This window comes from Bacillus sp. PDNC022, from assembly GCF_016919285.1.
Taxonomy (GTDB): Bacteria; Bacillota; Bacilli; order Bacillales; family Bacillaceae; genus Bacillus; species Bacillus safensis.
In genome coordinates this window covers 3,035,357-3,055,330 of record NZ_CP070345.1, presented here as the reverse complement: position 1 = coordinate 3,055,330, position 19,974 = coordinate 3,035,357, and the positions used below count along the sequence as shown (strand labels likewise).

Annotated in this window: 18 protein-coding genes and 2 riboswitches; of the genes, 6 read left to right on the top strand and 12 right to left on the bottom strand. The window is 41.5% G+C overall.

All coding sequences use genetic code 11. From position 1 onward, the window contains the following. Positions 1 to 80: 80 nt before the first annotated feature. Positions 81 to 758, bottom strand: coding sequence for a DUF3298 and DUF4163 domain-containing protein (locus JVX94_RS15580; protein WP_205183715.1), 678 nt, complete (start codon positions 756 to 758; stop codon positions 81 to 83). A 161-nt stretch (positions 759 to 919) separates the two neighbouring features. On the opposite strand from JVX94_RS15580, the gene JVX94_RS15575 reads away from it, so the two are divergent. From JVX94_RS15575 to JVX94_RS15555, 5 genes are all read left to right on the top strand, one after another. Beyond that, positions 920 to 1,777: a MurR/RpiR family transcriptional regulator gene (locus JVX94_RS15575; protein ID WP_205183712.1), complete on the top strand. Its 858-nt coding sequence runs from the start codon at positions 920 to 922 to the stop codon at positions 1,775 to 1,777. 198 nt (positions 1,778 to 1,975) lie between these two features. Continuing rightward, entirely contained in the window at positions 1,976 to 2,869 is an 894-nt protein-coding gene (gene garR, locus JVX94_RS15570) for a 2-hydroxy-3-oxopropionate reductase (protein WP_205183710.1), read from the top strand. 7 nt (positions 2,870 to 2,876) lie between these two features. Further along, on the top strand, positions 2,877 to 4,298 hold the full coding sequence (locus JVX94_RS15565) for a four-carbon acid sugar kinase family protein (protein WP_197197544.1): 1,422 nt from the start codon (positions 2,877 to 2,879) through the stop codon (positions 4,296 to 4,298). A 50-nt stretch (positions 4,299 to 4,348) separates the two neighbouring features. Then, positions 4,349 to 5,668 (top strand): gluconate:H+ symporter, encoded by a 1,320-nt coding sequence (locus JVX94_RS15560; RefSeq protein WP_024423918.1) that lies wholly within the window; start codon positions 4,349 to 4,351, stop codon positions 5,666 to 5,668. A gap of 82 nt (positions 5,669 to 5,750) precedes the next feature. After that, positions 5,751 to 5,863: riboswitch (SAM riboswitch) on the top strand. An 88-nt stretch (positions 5,864 to 5,951) separates the two neighbouring features. Beyond that, complete coding sequence (locus tag JVX94_RS15555; RefSeq protein WP_205183707.1) at positions 5,952 to 7,076, top strand: 5-methyltetrahydropteroyltriglutamate--homocysteine S-methyltransferase; 1,125 nt, start codon at positions 5,952 to 5,954, stop codon at positions 7,074 to 7,076. Positions 7,077 to 7,132: 56 nt separating this feature from the next. On the opposite strand, the gene bglH is transcribed toward JVX94_RS15555, so the two are convergent. The 11 genes from bglH to JVX94_RS15500 form a co-directional block, all read right to left on the bottom strand. Further along, positions 7,133 to 8,551 (bottom strand): aryl-phospho-beta-d-glucosidase, encoded by a 1,419-nt coding sequence (bglH, locus tag JVX94_RS15550; protein WP_144471707.1) that lies wholly within the window; start codon positions 8,549 to 8,551, stop codon positions 7,133 to 7,135. After that, positions 8,523 to 10,430: a beta-glucoside-specific PTS transporter subunit IIABC gene (locus JVX94_RS15545; protein ID WP_205183705.1), complete on the bottom strand. Its 1,908-nt coding sequence runs from the start codon at positions 10,428 to 10,430 to the stop codon at positions 8,523 to 8,525. Before JVX94_RS15545 ends, bglH begins: the two co-directional genes overlap by 29 nt. Before the next feature lie 327 nt (positions 10,431 to 10,757). Further along, positions 10,758 to 11,591 (bottom strand): BglG family transcription antiterminator LicT, encoded by an 834-nt coding sequence (licT, locus tag JVX94_RS15540; protein WP_048237864.1) that lies wholly within the window; start codon positions 11,589 to 11,591, stop codon positions 10,758 to 10,760. A 235-nt stretch (positions 11,592 to 11,826) separates the two neighbouring features. Then, positions 11,827 to 12,642 (bottom strand): YwqG family protein, encoded by an 816-nt coding sequence (locus tag JVX94_RS15535; protein ID WP_205183702.1) that lies wholly within the window; start codon positions 12,640 to 12,642, stop codon positions 11,827 to 11,829. 155 nt (positions 12,643 to 12,797) lie between these two features. Then, complete coding sequence (locus tag JVX94_RS19805) at positions 12,798 to 13,253, bottom strand: methyl-accepting chemotaxis protein (RefSeq protein ID WP_257218432.1); 456 nt, start codon at positions 13,251 to 13,253, stop codon at positions 12,798 to 12,800. Positions 13,254 to 13,787: 534 nt separating this feature from the next. Further along, positions 13,788 to 14,522 carry an energy-coupling factor transporter transmembrane component T family protein gene (locus JVX94_RS15525; RefSeq protein WP_205183699.1) on the bottom strand — a complete coding sequence of 245 codons (735 nt, stop codon included), beginning with the start codon at positions 14,520 to 14,522 and terminating at the stop codon, positions 13,788 to 13,790. Then, a complete protein-coding gene (locus JVX94_RS15520; RefSeq protein WP_144471703.1) occupies positions 14,512 to 16,110 on the bottom strand; it encodes an ABC transporter ATP-binding protein in 1,599 nt (532 codons plus the stop codon). Before JVX94_RS15520 ends, JVX94_RS15525 begins: the two co-directional genes overlap by 11 nt. Next, the gene (locus JVX94_RS15515) at positions 16,085 to 16,684 is read right to left on the bottom strand and encodes an ECF transporter S component (RefSeq protein ID WP_025093768.1); all 600 of its coding nucleotides are present in this window, start codon (positions 16,682 to 16,684) and stop codon (positions 16,085 to 16,087) included. Before JVX94_RS15515 ends, JVX94_RS15520 begins: the two co-directional genes overlap by 26 nt. Beyond that, positions 16,681 to 17,367: a thiaminase II gene (tenA, locus tag JVX94_RS15510; RefSeq protein WP_205183697.1), complete on the bottom strand. Its 687-nt coding sequence runs from the start codon at positions 17,365 to 17,367 to the stop codon at positions 16,681 to 16,683. The genes JVX94_RS15515 and tenA overlap by 4 nt, the downstream gene beginning before the upstream one ends. 87 nt (positions 17,368 to 17,454) lie before the next feature. Next, positions 17,455 to 17,558: riboswitch (TPP riboswitch) on the bottom strand. Between the two features lie 56 nt (positions 17,559 to 17,614). Beyond that, on the bottom strand, positions 17,615 to 18,742 hold the full coding sequence (locus tag JVX94_RS15505; protein WP_205183694.1) for a hypothetical protein: 1,128 nt from the start codon (positions 18,740 to 18,742) through the stop codon (positions 17,615 to 17,617). Positions 18,743 to 18,883: 141 nt separating this feature from the next. Next, positions 18,884 to 19,540, bottom strand: coding sequence for a type 1 glutamine amidotransferase domain-containing protein (locus tag JVX94_RS15500; protein WP_205183691.1), 657 nt, complete (start codon positions 19,538 to 19,540; stop codon positions 18,884 to 18,886). A 255-nt stretch (positions 19,541 to 19,795) separates the two neighbouring features. Here JVX94_RS15500 and JVX94_RS15495 point away from each other — a divergent pair, with 255 nt between their 5' ends. After that, complete coding sequence (locus tag JVX94_RS15495) at positions 19,796 to 19,960, top strand: hypothetical protein (protein WP_003214630.1); 165 nt, start codon at positions 19,796 to 19,798, stop codon at positions 19,958 to 19,960. Positions 19,961 to 19,974 lie beyond the last annotated feature (14 nt).

Here is a 19,974-nt window from a genome sequence, read left to right as displayed (position 1 = left end):
AAATAAAAGAGCCTCATGAGGGGGCTCTTTTTGTTGAATAAACAGCAAAAAACGACCAGATTCAGTGGTCGTTTTTCTTATTATTTATATACCTTCGCAGGAACTTGAATCATAGGAATTCCTACATAGTAAGGTGAAATTTCATATGGCTGGAAGACAACAGCAATTCCCTTTTTCGTAAAGTAATACTGCGTGTTGTAGTTGATTTCAATATCACTTTTTTTCAGGTTCGCATAGAATTTGCTTTTATGTTTCTTTGTGTAGTTATAAATATAATCTCTTACTTTCGTACGCTTTTTCTTTGTTTTCACAACATCTGTCAAGAACAGCTGCTTTGTTTTTTTCTTTGTTAACACATAGTTCATGCTGGAAACCATCGTGTCTCCGTGCATTCCCCCATCATTCATGTAATCATAGTTTAAGATACTTAATTTCTTCCCATTGTTAAATTTCGTTTGAAACGATCTCTCGTACGTGATCTTCCCAAAGCCTTCTTTTTTCGCTTCGTCCTTTAAGTACAAGTAAGTAGAATAAGAAAAGGCGATATCTTCTTTTAAATCACGATTGATGGTTTTCATATGCGCCTTGCTTAGGTTTTTCACCTGTGCATATTTGAACGTTTTTTTCTTCTTATAATAGTGTGTACTTACTTTTGCTTTTTTTGCTTGTTTGGCATCCGCAGATCCAACTGGCGCAAACAAGGAAACAATCAGTGAGAAAATGAGCAGGCTGATCGTTAGGCCTTTCTTCATTGTCATAGTAAAAACCCCCATTTTTGTCTATTACCAAATGAGTATACCATGACAAAAGAACCAAAAGAAGTATTTTTTCCATATTATTCTTCATTTTTCCACATCGGGTTTGTTTACCGTTTTCATAAGTTCCTGTATGCTTAATGTAGAATGCTAGATGAAGTGTGGTGTTTATCATAGAAGAGAATATTTTTAGTCACATTCGGACGACGTTTCATAGTTTGTCCCCAACCCAGAAAAAGATTGCCAATTACATTTTACAAAACCCTCAGAAAGTTGTGCTTCATTCTATAAGTGCACTCGCTGCTGAATGCAGCACAAGTGAAACGACGATCTTTCGGTTTCTAAGAAAAATTGGCTATGAATCGTATCAAGTGTTTCGTGTCCATGTCGCACAGGATATCGCGACCAATACACCTCAATCCATATACGGCGAGATCGAGGCAAGCGATAGTGTAGCTGACATTAAACATAAGGTCATAGAGTTAACAACAAACTCTATCCAAGATATGAAACATATTTTAGAGGATCATGCCGTCACACAATTCATTGAACACATGAAACAGGCACATAAAACCGTCTTTTTTGGAGCAGGTGCGTCCAGCTTTATTGCTGGTGATGCTTATCATAAGTTCCTGCAGCTTGGTTTTGAAGTGAGCCTATGCAGTGATCCGCATATGATGAATATGATTGCAACACACGCCACGGAACACGATTTTATCGTCGCAATCTCCCATTCAGGAGAAAGCAGAGAAATTCTTGACGCCGTACAGTTTGCAAAAGAAAAAGGGGCAAAGGTTGCTTCTATCACCAGCTATCCGAAATCTGAGCTCGCAAAGCGGTCTGACTTTCATCTGCTTAGCTCTTCCAGAGAGACAACCTATCGATCGGACTCCATGATCTCCCGTATCAACCAGCTTGTGATCATTGATGTACTATATGTCTCCGCTGTTTTAGAGCTAGGACCAAATGCCATTGAAAAAGTGAAACGATCTCGATTAGCCGTAGCTAAAAATAAAACATGAACGCAAAAGACCGGAGCAGATTCCGGTCTTTTTTTGTGACTTTTTTCATATTTTCCGTTGACACGTTCCTATCACCTCATGTACATTAAATGAACAATAGTTTATTTCCTACTATTAAATTTAAAAGATAGTATATATACTAACATAAAGAAAAGAAAGCGCTTTTTGTAAGGGTTTTCTATATAGGAGGCGGACAACGTGACAAAGAAGATTGGATTTATTGGACTAGGTATTATGGGAAAACCTATGGCACTCAATCTATTAAAAGCCGATCATACTTTAACGGTTTTTGACCTAAATGAGGAAGCGATTCGATCGTTACAGAAAGCCGGAGCAAAAGGTGCTGTTTCAGCAGCTGAGGCCGCTTCTGAAAGCGATATCATCATCACAATGCTTCCTAAAGGAGAGCATGTAGAGGCAGTCGTTTCAGGTGATCATGGCATTTTAACGACAGCCGCACCTGGCACTGTCATCGTAGATATGAGCTCAATTTCTCCTGTAACCTCCAGAGCTTTATCTGCTCTTTCCAAACAGCATCAGGTGGAATTTATCGATGCACCTGTCAGCGGCGGAGAACCGAAGGCAATAGACGGAACACTAGCCATCATGGCTGGCGGAGAAGAATCCATCTTTGAGCAAGTGAAGGATGTCCTGCTTGCGATGGGCACTGAGGTCGTATTAGTTGGGGCAAATGGAAGCGGGACAACAGCAAAGCTAGCCAATCAAATCATCGTCAATTTAAATATTGCCGCCATGTCAGAGGCGCTCGTTCTAGCCGCTAAATCAGGCATTGCTATTGATAAAATGTATGAAGCGATCCGCGGCGGACTGGCAGGGAGCGCCGTTCTCGATGCAAAGGTTCCTCTCATCTTAGAACGAAATTTTGAACCTGGCGGACGCATCGATATCAACTTGAAGGATTTAACCAATGTCATGGAAACTGCTCATGATATCGGTGTTCCTCTCCCACTTTCTAGTCAGCTGCTTGAAATCTTCCACGCCCTCAAAGCGGACGGAAAATCTGGGCTTGATCATGGTGGCATCGTTCAATATTACGAAAAAATGGCTCATGTCGAAGTAAAGAAAGGATGAGATGGTCATGAAACAAAGCACTGACATACTGAATGCCATTCCGAAAGCAGATTCAAAGGCCATTCAATCAGCATACGAACAAGCACTGAGCAGCTTTCAGCATAAAGTCATTGTATTAGACGATGATCCAACAGGGATTCAAACCGTACATGGCGTCTCTGTTTTCACCGATTGGTCAGAAGAAAGCATTGAAGCTGGTTTTCTTGAAGACAGCCGCATGTTCTTTATTTTGACCAATTCTCGCAGTATGACAGAAAAAGAAACTGCCGCTGCGCACGAAACAATCGCAGCAACCATTGTAAAGGTGGCCGAACGGCTTAATCAGGACTTCATCATTGTCAGCCGAGGGGATTCTACTCTTCGCGGACACTTTCCGCTTGAAACTGAAGTACTCAAAACGACCATTGAACAGCTAAGCTCCCGCCAGTTCGATGGTGAAATCCTTCTTCCTTTTTTCCAAGAAGGTGGACGCTTTACGATCGACAATATTCATTACGTACAGGAAGGACACGAATTAATACCTGCTGGTGACACAGAATTTGCAAGAGACCGTACATTCGGCTTTCAATCATCTCATCTTGGAGAATGGATTGAAGAAAAGTCAGAAGGAATGTTCACAAAAGAGAACACTACCTACATTTCGTTAGCTGATCTGAGGGCTTTACGCATTGATCAAATAAAACATCAGCTCATGGGTGTGAAGGATTTCAAAAAGGCGGTTGTAAACGCGGTGGACTATGACGATGTCAAAGTCTTTGTCACCGCTCTCATTGAAGCCATTCAAGCAGGTCATCAGCTGATGTTCAGAAGTGCGGCGGCGCTCACAAAAGTACTTGGCGGTATAGAGGATCAAGCCTTATTAACAAGAGATGACTTGATACAAGAAGAAAGCCCTCATGGTGGTCTCATTATGGTCGGTTCTCATGTGAAAAAAACAACAGAACAATTAAAAGCGCTGCAACAAAATAAAGAGATGGCTTTTATTGAATTTAATACCCACCTCGTGTTAAAGCCTGATGCCTTTCGCGAAGAAATTGACCGCGTCATTCAGCAAACTGAAACACTGTTGGCAGCTGGTCAATCTGTGGCTGTTTATACAAGAAGAGAACGGCTTGATCTTGGGGATGATCGCCAAGAGGAAGAACTAAAACTCTCTGTACAGATTAGTGATGCTGTGACAAGTATTGTCCAGCGTCTCACCATTCGTCCTAAGTATCTTATTGCCAAAGGTGGAATTACCTCCAGCGATATTGGGACAAGAGGACTTAGCGTGAAACGTGCGACCGTGGCAGGTCAAATCAAACCCGGAATCCCCGTTTGGCAAACAGGAGAAGAAAGTAAATTCCCTTTCATGTCTTATGTGATTTTCCCGGGAAATGTTGGGTCAAAAGATACGTTAAAAGAAGCTGTAGACATACTTGAAGGATAAGGCATAGGGGGTGTTTGCGCCCCCTTATGCACCACAAAGGAGGAAAGATCATGTCGTTAGTGTTTATTGGGCTTGGCGTTTTGTTATTGCTGTTACTCATGGTTGTCTTTAAGTTAAACGCTTTCATTTCTTTGATTATTGTCTCTTTAATTGTTGCTGTGTTAGAAGGGATGACACCACTAGAAGCGATTGCTTCCGTCGAAAAAGGACTTGGCAGTACGCTCGGACACCTGGCTCTCGTTCTCGGTTTTGGAGCGATGCTTGGTAAATTGATGGCTGATTCTGGCGGTGCTCAGCGTATTGCGATGACACTCATTGACCGATTTGGCATCGGAAAAATCCAATGGGCGACGATGCTGACTGGATTTGTGATTGGAATTGCTCTATTTTATGAAACCGGATTCATTATCTTAATTCCATTGGTCTTTACGATCGCTCAAGCTGCAAGACTTCCTGTGCTTTATGTGGGTATGCCGCTCGTCGCTGCACTCATCACCACACATGGCTTCCTCCCTCCTCACCCAGGACCGACTGCCATTGCGAATGTCTTTCAAGCAAACATGGGGCAAACCTTATTGGTTGGGATTATTTTAGCGATTCCTGCTGTTTTAGTAGGCGGACTTCTGTTTACGAAACTATTTAAAAAAGATCAGTTGCACGCACATATCCCAAAGAACTTATTTAATCCAAAGGAATTCACAGAAGAAGAAATGCCTAGCTTCGGCATTAGCATTTTCACCGCTGTTTTGCCTGTATTGCTTATGACATTCAGAGCATTTCTAGAAATTTTCTTCCCATCCTCCCCATTGCTGCCAACCGCTGAGTTTTTAGGCGAACCGGCGATTGCACTATTAATTTCAGTGCTGCTTGCGATCTACACGTTTGGGCTTGGAAGAGGAAAGAGCATGCAGGATGTGATGAAGTCCATCACGGATTCTATCGGCTCTATTGCTATGATTCTATTAATTATTGCAGGAGGAGGCGCCTTTAAACAGGTGCTCATTGATAGCGGCGTCGATCAATACATTGCAGGGATCATGCAAGGAAGCACACTTTCTCCCCTGCTTCTGACTTGGCTTATTGCTGCTGTCCTTCGTGTCTCTTTAGGATCAGCCACTGTCGCCGGTCTCACGGCGGCCGGTATTTCTGCACCACTGATTGGCCTGACAGGTGTCAGCCCTGAATTAATGGTGATCGCAACAGGTGCCGGAAGTATTACATTCTCACATGTGAATGATGCGGGTTTCTGGATTTATAAAGAATACTTTAACCTATCAATGGCTCAAACCTTTAAAACGTGGACATTGATGGTCACCGTGCTTTCACTTGTCGGACTAGCTGGTGTTCTTGTTGCTGATTTGTTCATGTAGGAAATTAAATTGTAAAAATCATTGACTTTTTCTCGAAAAGGTTGAATAATTATGTTTATTAAGAAAATTGAATCAAAAGGTAACCTTATTAAGAGTGGTGGAGGGACTGGCCCTGTGAAACCCGGCAACCGCTGTTCCTAGGAACAGAATGGTGCTAATTCCTTAAGCAAGCATATGCTTGTTTGAAGATAAGGCAGAGTTCTCACAGTATATGATGCTCTTCCTTATCCAAGGAAGAGCTTTTTTATTTGATTTTTTAACCTAAAGAAAGAAGGGATTCAGCATGACACAAGTACAAACCATTGGAAAGAAAACAACGAAACCGCCATTCCGCGCAGATCAAGTAGGAAGTTTACTTCGTTCAGAGCGCATCAAGGAAGCACGCAAGCAAAAAGCAGACGGTACGCTGACAGCAGAGCAGCTTCGACAAATTGAAAACGAAGAAATTACACGTATTGTAGAGAAGCAAAAAGAAATTGGGTTAGAGGTTGTCACAGATGGTGAATTCAGACGTGCATGGTGGCATTTTGACTTTCTTGAAGGACTCGATGGGGTTGAAGGATTTGAAGCAGATCAAGGCATTCAATTTCATAACACGACGACAAAAGCTAGAGGGATCAAGGTAACAGGCAAGATCGATTTTACAGATCATCCAATGCTGGAGGATTATCGTTTCCTGCACAGCATCGCTGGTGATCATACGGCTAAAATGACGATTCCAAGTCCAAATATGCTCTTTTTCCGTGGAAAGCTTGAAGAAGGGGTGTATGACAGCTTAGAGGAATTCCACCATGATGTGGCACAGGCATATAAGAAAGCCATCCGTGCTTTTTATGATGCAGGCTGCCGCTACTTGCAGCTGGACGATACAGCATGGGCAGTGTTCTTTTCTGAAAAAGGCCACGAACAAATCAAAGCCTTTGGCCGTGAAGAAGATGAACTTCGTGAATCGTTTGCGAAGACAATCAATGAAGCTGTTGCCGACCGCCCAGAGGATTTGGTGATCACGATGCACATTTGCCGAGGTAACTTTAAATCGACATGGGCAGCTGAAGGTGGTTACGAAGCAGCGGCAGAAACAATTTTTGCCGGCTTAGATCTTGATGGTCTCTTTTTAGAGTTTGACGACGATCGTTCTGGCGGATTTGAGCCCCTTCGATATGTGAAGAACCCAAACCTTCAAATCGTACTAGGCCTTGTCACTTCAAAATACGGAGAGCTTGAGCCAGTTGAACAGATTAAAAAACGCATTGAGGAAGCGGCTCAATATGTGAACATTAACCAAATCTGTTTGAGCCCACAATGCGGATTCGCCTCAACAGAGGAAGGCAACCTGTTAACAGAAGAGCAGCAATGGGAAAAGCTTCGTCATGTGATTGAGATTGCAGATCAAGTATGGTCTTCTTAGTCCCTCAAAGACGAAAAAAAGACAAACCGCAGTATGAGCGGTTTGTCTTTTTATTTTTATGCATCCAAATGTTCACCATTTGTCGCAATCACTTGTTTATACCAATCGAAGCTTTTCTTTTTCTTTCTATCTAATGTACCGTTTCCTTCATTATCACGGTCAACATAAATGAAGCCGTAGCGTTTTTTCATTTCAGCCGTTGATGCGCTGACAAGGTCAATTGGGCCCCAGCTTGTATAACCGATCAGGTCTACTCCGTCTGCGATGGCTTCTCTCGCCTCTAGCAAATGGCTTCTGAGGTAATCAATTCGATAATCGTCTTGAATGGATCCGTCTTCTTCTACTTGATCGACAGCACCCAATCCATTTTCTACGATAAACAATGGCTTTTGGTAGCGGTCATACAGCTGATTCAGTGTTGTACGAAGTCCTTTCGGATCAATTTGCCAGCCCCAATCACTTGCTTCTAGATAAGGGTTTTTCACACCTTCAAATAAGTTACCACCAGTCACTTGTCCAAGAACCTCTGGATCTGTACTTGTCACAAAGCTCATATAATAACTGAAGCCAATATAGTCCACTGTATGGTTTCTTAAAATGTCTTCGTCCCCGTCTTGGAACTCAATGTTGATGTCATTTTCAAGGAAATAACGTTTCATGTAACCTGGGTAATAGCCTCTTGCCTGTACATCTGAGAAGAACAATGTTTTACGGTCTTGCTCAATTGCAGCAAACATATCTTCTGGTCTTGAGCTGTACGGATAAGTTGTCATCGCTGCAATCATACAGCCGATTTTTGCATCAGGAATGATTTCATGTCCTGCTTTGACAGCTAAAGCACTTGCAACAAATTGGTGATGCGCTGCTTGATATTGAATACTTTTCTCGTCATCACCCTCTTCAAATACAAGTCCGCCTCCAGTGAAAGGCGCATGTAATACAACGTTGATTTCATTAAAGGTCATCCAATATTTCACTTTGTCTTTAAAGCGAGTGAACAATGTTTTCGCGTATGTTTCATAAAGATCGACAAGCTTACGGTTTCTCCAACCACCGTAGTTTTTCACAAGTGCAAGCGGCATTTCATAGTGAGAGATAGTGACAACTGGCTCAATTCCATGCTTATGCAGTTCATCAAATACTTTTTCATAAAAAGCGAGGCCTGCTTCATTCGGTTCCGCATCGTCACCATTTGGGAAAATACGCGGCCAAGAAATGGATAGTCTGAAGCACTTGAATCCCATTTCTGCAAAGAGTGCAATATCTTCTTTATAGCGATGGTAGAAATCGATTGCATCATGATATAAGTTAAGGTCTTTCATTGATTCATCGAATGGGTGCATAATACCATTTGGTGATACATCAGCTGTCGATAAGCCTTTTCCATCTTTATTATATGCACCTTCAATTTGGTTGCCCGCAACAGCGCCGCCCCATAAGAAACCTTTAGGAAATGTTTTTTCTAACTTGTTCATGTTGAATACCCTCCTCTTTTTCTTCTACACTGACTGTAAGCAGTGTCTCTTTCACTGTAATCGCTCCATCTATTTTCGCATCAACTTGTGCAAAATCGTTTGTGTTGGTCACAATAACAGGTGTGGTGACATCATAGCCTTCTTGCTGAATGCCCTCGACATCAAATTCAATGAGCAAATCTCCTGCTTGAATAAGATCACCTGACTGCACATGACTTGTGAAATACTTTCCGTCAAGTTTTACCGTGTCAATCCCGACATGGATGAGAAGTTCTGTACCTTGTTCACTCTTTAAGCCAATAGCATGTTTTGTGTGGAAAATGGTTTCAACCTTGCCGTTGAACGGTGCTACAACACGCCCAACTGCTGGTACAATGGCTGCACCTTTACCCATGATTTCATTAGAGAATGTTGCATCATTTACTTGATTGAGCGGTTTTAATTGACCTTCAAGCGGGCTTTGTACCACTTCATTTTGAAGTGCTGCTGTGTCTTTCTTTTCTTCTGGTTTGTCTGCTTTTGTATCATCTTTCACTGGTACATCTTTGAATCCTAGAACAAGTGTCATGATCGTCGCTACAACAAATCCGATCACTAAACCGATGATTGAGTAGACAAATGTTGGTCCAATGAATGTTGGAAGACCTGGGAGGCCTGCTGATCCAGATATCACATAGGATTTTACTTTAAAGATTGACATGAACACGCCGCCTGCTGCTGCACCAATGAGGGCTGCAAGGAACGGTTTTTTCAATCGCATGTTCACACCATACATAGCAGGTTCAGTAATTCCCATTAAGGCTGTGATACTTGTAGACATCGCCAATGATTTGAACGTTTTGTTTTTTGATCTTAAGAAGACACCGAATGCTGCGCCTGCTTGTGCCATATTCGCTACAAACATCATTGGAAGAATGTAGTCAAAACCGTTTAACGTAATGTTGTTGATCATGATTGGAAGCAGTGCATAGTGCATGCCCGTAATGATCAATGGTGACATAAATCCGCCGATCAAGAGTCCGGCCAAAAGACCTGCATGTTTAAACAATAAATCAATTCCACCTGAAAGGCCATTTCCGATAATCCCACCAAGCGGTCCAACCGCGATGAGCATAATTGGTACAACAACAAGAAGTGTAACCGTTGGAACAAGGATGATCTTTAATGATTTCGGACTATATTTTTCTGCGAATCTTTCAACATATGAGCCGAGCCAGATGGTGAGCAGAATTGGAATCACCGATGAAGAGTACACAACGGCAACCACTGGCAAGCCTAGAAATTCTGTATTTCCTGCGCCCAGTAAAGCGGTTAGCTGCGGGTGCAGTGCTGCTGCTGCAATGGCAGCCGCGATATACTGATTTGTGCCAATTTTTTTGGCTACGCTTACAGCTAGTAGAATCGGTAAGAAGTAAAAGGCTCCGTCTCCGATAGCTGTTAAAATGGCATACGTGCTGCTTTTATCTGATATCCACTGGAACGTGAGCATCAGTGCCAAAATCCCTTTGATCATACCGGCTCCAGCGATAGCCGGAAGAATCGGTGTGAAGACACCAGAGATAAAATCGAAAAGCTTTGATATCACATTTTGCTTTGACGCTTCTTCTGTATCGCTTGACTTTACATCAGCTGATAGACCTGAGTCAGCAATCATCGCTTGATAGACATTTGAGACATCATTGCCAATAATGACATGATATTGACCTCCGCTTTGATTCACGCCCATGACGCCGTCTGTTGATTGCAGCTTCTCTTTATCCGCCTTGCTTTCATCGTATAAGTTGAAGCGAAGTCTTGTCATACAATGCGTAACTTGCTTAACATTCTTTTCACCGCCAACAAGTTCTAGCACTTCTTTTGCTGTTTGTTTGTGGTTCATTGTATTACCCTCCAATCGTTGATTTAATCTTGATATAGAAAAAACCTAAACATCCATTAATGTCCGAGAAATAGCAATTCAGACATTAATCGATATTTAGGTTTTGCCTGCTTAACCAGTAACAATCCTTCATAGCGATTGATCGTTATTTAATTTTTATAAGACTTTAGATATAAAAAAACCTAAATCATGCCTTATCAAAGATAGGGACAATGATTTAGGTTTTGCCTGCTTGACCAGTAACAATCCTAAAAGATTGTGGATTATTTAGTTTATAGTTATAAATTATCATGTTAATTTTGTGATGTCAACGCTTTCTTTTTAAATTTATTTTCTTTTTATTACTCTGTCTATATGCAAAGTTAAATATAGCATTTCATCTTCTATGAGACTTCGGTTGTATTCTTTTTGAACATAATCGTTAATTTTTTCTGCGCACTGAAAAGCGGCGGTGTTTTTCTCTTTTACCACTTCATACAGAAACTCATTTTGATTTTCCATTTGTGTTTCGTTAAACAGACGCTGACCAAAAAACTTCAAATGCGTCACAAAACGGAAATAATTTAATGATTCCTCGTCCAAATCAATTTGAAAGTGATACTTAACAATGTTTAAAATGTCTTGAATGAGCTTGGTGATTTGAATAACGTTTGGCATTTCCTCATTGAGCTCTGCATTGACAATATGCATGGCAATAAAGCCGGCTTCATCCTCAGGAAGATGGATGCTCAGCTTGTCCTCAATGATCCGAATGGCTTCTAAACCGCATATAAACTCATCTTTATACAGCCGTTTGATTTCCCAGAGCAAGGCATTTTTGATGTCCATTCCTTTTTGATGACGTTCAATAGCAAAGGTGATATGATCCGTCAGCGTCACATAGATGCTGTCATTTAAATTTTTGTTAAGGGTTGTTCTCGCATGCTCAATAATCGCCTCACACACTTGCATATACTCGATTGGAATATCATAAAGCAGGGTTTTGAATTTTTCTGATATATCTTTATTTTGAATTGAAAATACTTTTTCGATACGTTCTTCGTCAATTGGGTCTCCGCTTTTCTTTTGAAAAGCGATTCCTCTGCCCATAATGACCAGCTCGTGCTGCTCGTCATCATACGCACTGACAACATTATTATTAATTACTTTCGAAATAATCAATTGATACCCCCCAGTACATTCCGCTTTTTCGAGCATTTTATCGTTGATTCATATGTCATGTTATTATTATTTTCAAAAAAGAGGACTTTAAGATGATTTTACATTTTTTTTTGATCCGGTCAACTAGAAAGAATGACATATTACCTCTCAAAAATGACGAAATAGGGGCAAAAAAGTCTAAAAACATACACAAAAACACTCTATAAAGAGTGTTTAAAGTGTGTTTTTTACAAAATCAGGAGCAATCCCAATTATAGACGACGTTCTCGAAATTTTTTCGTTTGAGGTCTTCTGGTTTGATAAAAAAGTTGGCGATTCCACAATCTCCCCACAACATATCTACTTCATCATCTGAGTCAATTTGCAATAACAGAACGGTATGTTCTTGATCTTCATAAGTACGCGGGTCTTCTTGTGTAAACCCTGGATACCCGCCCAATTTGTGACCAAAGCCACTCGCTGTTTCATAGAATTCATCTAGCAAGGTATCTGCTTCATCACCATCAATACCAACTGCTTCTTCGAAAAGGTCCCAGCTATGCTTTCCTGTGACTTTTTCAAAGCGGAAATCTCCTACACTGATCGTTTCGCTTGCTAATTCACCTGTAATTGCGCCTTCCTTCGTAACGGGAAAATAAAAATCGTCTGGAATTTTCACAAAAGAAAAATCGGTCAATAACTTTTCTTCTGCTAAGAAAGGTTCTTCAATAAATTTGATCCGGAAATCTATTTGCTCTGTTTTATGGTTAATATTCATCCCATAAAGATCATCATGCATAGAAATAAAGACTTGCAAAAGTCCTGTTTCTGGATAATCTTTCAGCTTCGGCAGCTGGCCGAAATTAATTTGTGCCAAAAGTTTCATCGGATGTCCTTCGCCGTCAACTGGATATTCTTCGTTTTTGGGGAAGTAAGGATCACCAGCTATTTTGCTGTCGTATGGTCCTGTTTTTGCTTGTTTCATCTGCAATTGAATCATTGGTTTTTCAGTTTTATCTAACAATGGACGGTAGGGTGCTAGTATTTCCTGCAGCTTCGGTGATTGTGTCACGATGATCTTCCTCCTTATGAATAAAAACTAGTCTCTTTTTCTATCATACAGAAGTGTATCCTGCCTGTCAGCGATAAAACGGTCATGATCCTAACAAGTTTCTCACCTTGAAATAACAAAAAAACCTCCGATTCAGCTGGAGGTTTTGTCATTCTTTATTTTACTTGATAGTTCACTAAGTCGTTTGCCAATGATTTCATCGTTTCGTTTGTTTCGTGAAGGCCTTCAATAATTTTTGTAAAAGTGCCTACTAGCTCTGCCTGATGCTCCGAGGAAGCGACAATTTGGGCAATTTCTTCTTCCATTCCTTTGATCGATCCCTGCACATCTTTTAAGGCTGTTTCAATATCAGTCGTCGCCTGTTTCGCGTGAGTTGACAGCTTTCTCACTTCTGTTGCGACCACTCCAAAGCCTGCGCCTGCTTCTCCCACTCTTGCAGCTTCTATTGATGCGTTAAGTCCAAGTAAGTTCGTTTGATCAGAGATACCTTTAATGAGATTAGACACTTGATTGATTTTAGAGGAATTTTCGACAGTGGTTTTCGTATTTTGTAGAATTTGTTCACTTGTCGCTTGTAGTTCCTCTGAATGTGCGGCAACCTGCTGGACCATTGCGACTAGTTTTTCGGAAGCTTCGTTGCTCTCCGTCATGATGTGCTCTAATCGTTGTTGATTCGTTTGGTCATAGGCCACACAGAAGGCAGCAACCACTTGACCTGATTCATCAGTAATTGGAACGGCTACGATATCCATTGGAATCCCGTATACTTCTTTCGGAATTTGGATAAACGATGGTTCTCTCCCATTTTTCAGCATCGCAAAGTTTTGGAATCCAGGATCTACTGTATCACCAGCTTTAAATCCTAAATCAATATTCCCATGTTGCTGATAATAAAGAACCTTCTCTTTCCCTAAAACAGAAAAGGTTAGCTGTTCTCTCATAGCAAGTCCAATGATTGGTAAAGCGTCTATTATGTTATCGATTCTCTGTGACATTCGCTTACGTTCATCCTCTCTTTTTCTCAGTACACCTTCTTTATCGGTTCGTTATATGATCTATTACAGCCTGTAATGTGTACTAATATCAATCAAATGACCTAAGACATATAAAAAGCCCACATTCTTTCTAATGAATGTGGGTGTTTTTTAAAAAAAGTAAATGCACATAAAGACACTGATACCGATGAGAAAAAGATACATGTAGTCAATCCATGAGGTGCTGATGATATGATAATACGTTCGCTCTCTCGTCCCTGTGAAGCCCCTGGCTTCCATCGCAATCGCTAAGCGCTCTGATTTTCGTACGCCTTGTGTAAAAAGGGGTAATGCATAACGCATAAAGGCTTTCCAGCTGTTTTTTTGCTTGTAGCCTCTGATTTTATGTGCAGCTTTCATTTGTTTTAATTCACTTTGAAATAACGGAATAAACCGGAAGCCGGCAAGCATTCCATACGCCCATTTTGGGGACATTCGGCATTGGTGAATCAGACTCATCATAAATGCCGTCAAATCTGTTGTGGACGTAAAAAGGAGACCAAATGTCACAAATCCAAGCATTCTGAAAGCAATGGTGAGCCCATTTCTTAAGCTCTCCTCTGTGATATGAAACCACGCCCACTTCCAAACGGTATGATCCCCCTTGCCGAAGGCCGCCATCATCCAGAACACGAGAATAAAAAAGAGCAGATAAGGGACAAGCCTTGTAACGAGATACTTCATATTCCATCCACCTAAAACAACTCCAATGCCAAGAGCAAACAGCCAAATGATAAAGGTAGTTTTAGGGTCAGAAATCGCCATAAGAGAGCACATCGCAAGCAGGTGAGCGAGTAATTTCATGACTGGATTCACAGTGGAGAGAAAGGAGTGATTACTTTGCAATCGTCAGCACGTCCTTTCTTTCAGCCACATAGCGGTAATGTAAGGGAACTCTCAGCTGATAAGCATCAACAAGTTCCTGATTTGAAAATAAATCATAAGGGGTGCCATCATACACATGCTTCCCTCGATGAAAAAGAAGCACTTGATCGGCACACTCATCGACAAGCTCCATATCATGTGTGACCATCACAATGGTAGTGCCTTGGCGCTGACGCTCTTTCAAACGCCTCATTAATTCATTCGCCGTTTTTTCATCCTGCCCGAAAGTCGGTTCATCTAACAGCAATACATCTTGATCAAAAAGGAGCATCGTGGCAACACTCAATCTTCTTTTTTGCCCTAAACTTAAGGTGAAGGGATGTGCATTTGCATGCTTCTCTAAACCGAACTCTTTCAGCAGCTGAACCGTTTTTTCTTGTACGACTGATTCTGGCCAGTTTCGCTGTCTGCCGCCAAAGGCAATTTCATCGAACACTGTGTCTTGTATAAATTGAAGCTCAGGATTCTGAAACACAAAGCCTGCTTTTTCATAGAGTAGTCGGTCAGACCATTTTTTAAGGTCTGTTTCTTTTAAGAAAATATGACCTTTTTTAGCTGGCTCTAAGCGGATCAAATGTTTGAGACATGTACTTTTACCGCTTCCATTCTCCCCAATAATCGCCACCCAGTCTCCTGCCTTGATATTCAGCTGAAGGTTACTCATAATCCGTTTTTTCCCGTAGCTTAATTGAAGATCGTCTGTACGAATCATTGTCTTTCGGCTGATTGACGGCATTTCTTCATGCTGCTCTTTTCGTGCTTCAAAGGTTTGCATAAAGGTTTGACTTAGTGGATGAAATGGATCTTGAATAATCGTGGACCATTTCTCGGGAAATAATTTTGGCCGCCAAATCCCTGCCTCTTTCATTTCTTCCTCATATGTCGTGAGCACATCTTTTGGAGATCCATCTGCTAAAATGCTGCCTTGATGATCTAATAAAATCACCCGGTCCATCCATTCGATGACTCCGTCAAGCACATGCTCTACAAAAATCATGGTCTGCTGCTGATCTGCTGCAAGCTGCTGCAGCAGTTGAAATATCTCCATTCTACCTGCCGGGTCAAGCTGTGCGGTTGGTTCATCAAAGAATAGAACATCCGGCTGTAATGCTAGTAAACAAGCAAGTGCCAATCGCTGCTTCATGCCGCCAGATAAAGTGTGAATCTCTGTATGCGGATCGACATCCAGTTGGACTTTTTGCATGAGCTGCTGAATGATGTCATCCATCTCTTCACGAGGGACGGAACGGTTCTCTAAGCTAAAGGCAATTTCTTCATTAACGCGGTGCATACAAAACTGAGAGTCTGGATCTTGAAACATCACGCCTGTATGTCTTTGTAACACCACTTCCCCCTGCATGTCTGCTTCCACATGCTCTGGAATGATTCCAGCCAGAACCGAAATGAGCGTAGATTTCCCGCTTCCGCTCGGTCCTAAAATAAGCACCTTTTCCCCTTTTTGAATCGTAAGAGAAATTTGATGCAAAACTGGCTTAGGCTGTTCATAAAAACGGACAGTCAGATCATTGCACGCGAGAAATGAATTCATGCTGTTCACCTTTGTTTCGTTTTTCTTTCATGATGGCATATTGATTGAGTACACCAGTTTTGGATAGTGCGTCCACCACCACTTTCGCAAGGCATCCGCCAAGTATCATTCCACTAATGATTTGAGTCACAAGCGTCATAAGTAAAACTTGAGGCGTGTAATAACCAAAGCCATTTGCCACGAGACTGTACGCCATCGCTCCGATAGCGGCAAAGGCACCAGACAACATCAGTGTCCACATGCGATACCGTTTATAACCAAAAAGAGCGAAGGCGATTTCTGCCCCAAGCCCTTGGCATACACCAATTAGCAGAGCTGAAAGTCCAAAATGGCTGCCTGTCAATAATTCCACAGCCGCGGCGGCTGTTTCCGCAATCAGGGCAGCCCCCGGCTTTTGAATGATATATGCAACGATTGGACTGGCAATGACCCATATTCCAAACATGATGTTGCCTCCTGCTGGGCCAACAAGTGCTGTAATCGGTAAGTATAGCGTGGACCACCCTAAATAGATCACACCGCACGCAACGGATAAAATCACCGCAAGGACGACTTCTTTCATCTTCCATGTCATGATGTATGCACCTCCAGTTGAACTGGCCACTCTTCAACAGTGAAGGCCATTTCCCAAAACTTGTACTCGAGCTGGCAGCTTAAGATAAAGTGCTGTTTCATTTTTTCCTTTTCCTTCTCACTTGCTGCTTCCGCCAACTGATCAAGCCGCTTGCAAAGCTCACCTGTAACAGAATCGGTTAATCCTCCATAAAACGTGATCCACTCATAAAACGGATGTGACGGGTCTGGCTGCACATCTGTGAGCATTCGTTTCCCTATTTCCCAATATGTCCAAGGGCATGGAAGCAGTACAGCGATGATTTCACCAAGCGTGCCTTCTTGTGCGACTTGCAGCATGTGATGAATATAGTGATGAGCACTCGGAGCCAATGAAGCACCTTGAAGCTCATCATATGCTACTCCTGCCACTCGGCAAAGGTTTTGATGAGGGTGTGTCTCACTATCAAGGACAAAAGCCATTTGTTGATGGAAAAAGGTAATGTCCTCTCTGTCTGTACATCTGCTAATGGCTGCCGCATAAATTTTAATAAAGGCATTTAAATATTCTGCATCCTGTTTGACATAATGAATGATCTGTTCCTTTTCGAGTTCTCCTGCTGCAAGTCCTCTCACAAACGGATGCTGATAAATCGCTTCAAATAGTGGTTCTGCTTCTTGTCTTAATTGAGTTGAAAATGTCATAAAAAAAGCCTCCTCTTCTTCAGTTGAATAAATGAAAAAGCCACCCCAAATGGAGCGGCCTTCTTATCGATTCAATCATGAATAAGACAAGGTCCAGCTCCACTTCCCTCCGCTAGTACGAACTAGATCAGGTTCAAAGGGTCCAAGATTTTCTCTTGTCTCAGTCATACATGACTCCCCTAGTGGACTTTTGTCATTTAATTATCTTTACTCTACACATGTGGCGATTTGATGTCAACCGTCTTTCTTAATTCAACGTTCTGATTGTTGGCAGCTTCTCAATCCCTGCAGCATAATAGAAATTCAACACACTGAAGAAATCAATCGGCTTTCCTGTTTTTAAATCTACAGCTAAAATATGATCACCGTAATTTGTCAAATCATCAATATCTAAACGCCTTGGCGTTGTCTTCCCGAGAGTATCAACAAAGCTACTATGGTAGTACTGCCCGCTAGCAAACGATGATTCATGATACATAAATAAAGTCTCCACATCTAAGTAGACGAGAATGGCCTCAGAGGAACTTGCGTATGGAGCGGAGTACGACACTGGTGCCGAAATACTTTTCACTTTCACACTGTCAACAGAATGAGTTCTCTGTTCATATTTTCCATCATATGAGAAGTAAAACACACGCTCCCATTTATAATCGGCGGTCTTAGATTGTTTGTTATACACTTTTGTACCATTTGCGAAAACATCCCCATTGGCATACGAAGCAACAAAGTATTGCAATGTTGATGACAGGGATTCAGCACCTGTGAAATTTGGTGGGTTTTTTGCATTCACCTGTAATGTATATGAGTCTCCAAAGTCTCCACCGCTTGTAATACCAAACGCATAATCACCCGCTGGTAGATTGCTTAACGCAAGCAGACTGCCTGCCGGTTGAATCAGATCCGTTGGATAGGCTTGTCCAGCTTCATAATCAATAACAAATAATTGAACGAAATAATCAGCATTTGGAGAGGTAATCCTACTGATAAGTGCCTGAGGGGACGTTGTACTTAAAAACCATAAATCAACTGGATCTTCCTCGTTTAAAACTGCCGATTGATTAATAGCTAGCCCATCAATAGAGCGAACGGCAGACGTCCGCATCTTTCCATCTGCAGCCGCTTTTCGTTTAATACTTATTCCCTTTTTCTTATCTACTTTAAATGATTTTTTTACTTGCTTCTGTTGAACCGCAGTCCCTTTATCCTGCTTTTCAAACGACTCTTGCACTTGCTGAATCGCTTTTTCCGTCAGGAGTGATTGTTTTCCATTTGATTTTGGTGCTTCTTCTGCTTTTAATGCTGGTGAAAACAAACCTGTTGCGACAAGTAAAACAGACAGTAGAGCGGCGGTGATTTTGACATAAAATGCTTTCACAGGAACATCCCCTTTTTCCTCATTTGGGTTTTTTACCCTGTGATTATTTTACCATTATTCTAATAATTGTTTTGGTCTTTTTTAGGACATTTTTATAACAAAAAAACCAGCCGCATGAGTGACGGCTGGTTTTTGATCGTTTTATGAAATAGTTTTGACAAACAAGCGTGCTGTTTCTGCACTTGATCCTGGGTTTTGTCCAGTAATGATTTGTCCGTCAACTACAGCAAATGGCGCAAAGGCATCTCCTTTTTCAAACGATGCCCCCTGCTCACGAAGTTTTGTTTCCAATAAAAATGGAACCTTTGATGTCAGCTGAACGGCATCTTCTTCTTCGTTTGTGAAGCCTGTGATTTTTTTGCCTTCGATAAATGATTTGCCATTTTGGTCCTTCACATCAACGAATGCTGAAACGCCATGACAAACGGCTCCGATCGCACCATTTTTATCTGAAACCGCTAAGATCGCATCCGCGACCTGCTGATTAGACGCAAAGTCGATCATAGGACCGTGTCCTCCAGCAAAGAAAATGCCGTCATAATCAGATGGATTTACATCTGTAAGCGCCTTTGTGTCTTGAAGTAATTCATACACATCTTGATACTGCGCTGGGACACCTTCAGGAATTGAATTTTTGTCAATTGGTACAGTGCCACCTTGAATAGAGACAATTTGTACTTCTAGTTCATTTTCTTTAAAAATATGAAATGGCTCTGCCAACTCTTCTAGCCATAAGCCTGTTGGATGTCCATTCATTTCCGGGCTGCTTGTCGATACTAATAACACTTTCTTACTCATTTTGATCATCCTTTCGATTTATCCTGTGGCTATTTTATATTTTGCACAATTAAATATCAAGCAATATGACTTTAGACCAGCTCTTTATGTTATACCCGATTTTCTAAAAAATATGGTATGACTCCAAATCTAATCAATATGTCACATTCTATTGGTAGGGAATTTCATGTAAAATTGTCATTGAGTGATATAATATGAGGAAAGATTGACAGATCTCTCGTCACATGAGGAGATTTTTAAAGGAGTGGAAAAGAGATGAAAACCTATTCGATTGTGATGATCATCATCACGCTCTGTATTATATTGGCCGTCTTTTTGATGAACCTAACGGGGGTCATGTACGGAAAAATCATTTTGGCCGTTGCCGTTGCCCTTTGTCTAACATCCATTATTCGTTTGATGGGTCTTCGAAAAAGATAAAAGCCGCCCTCACT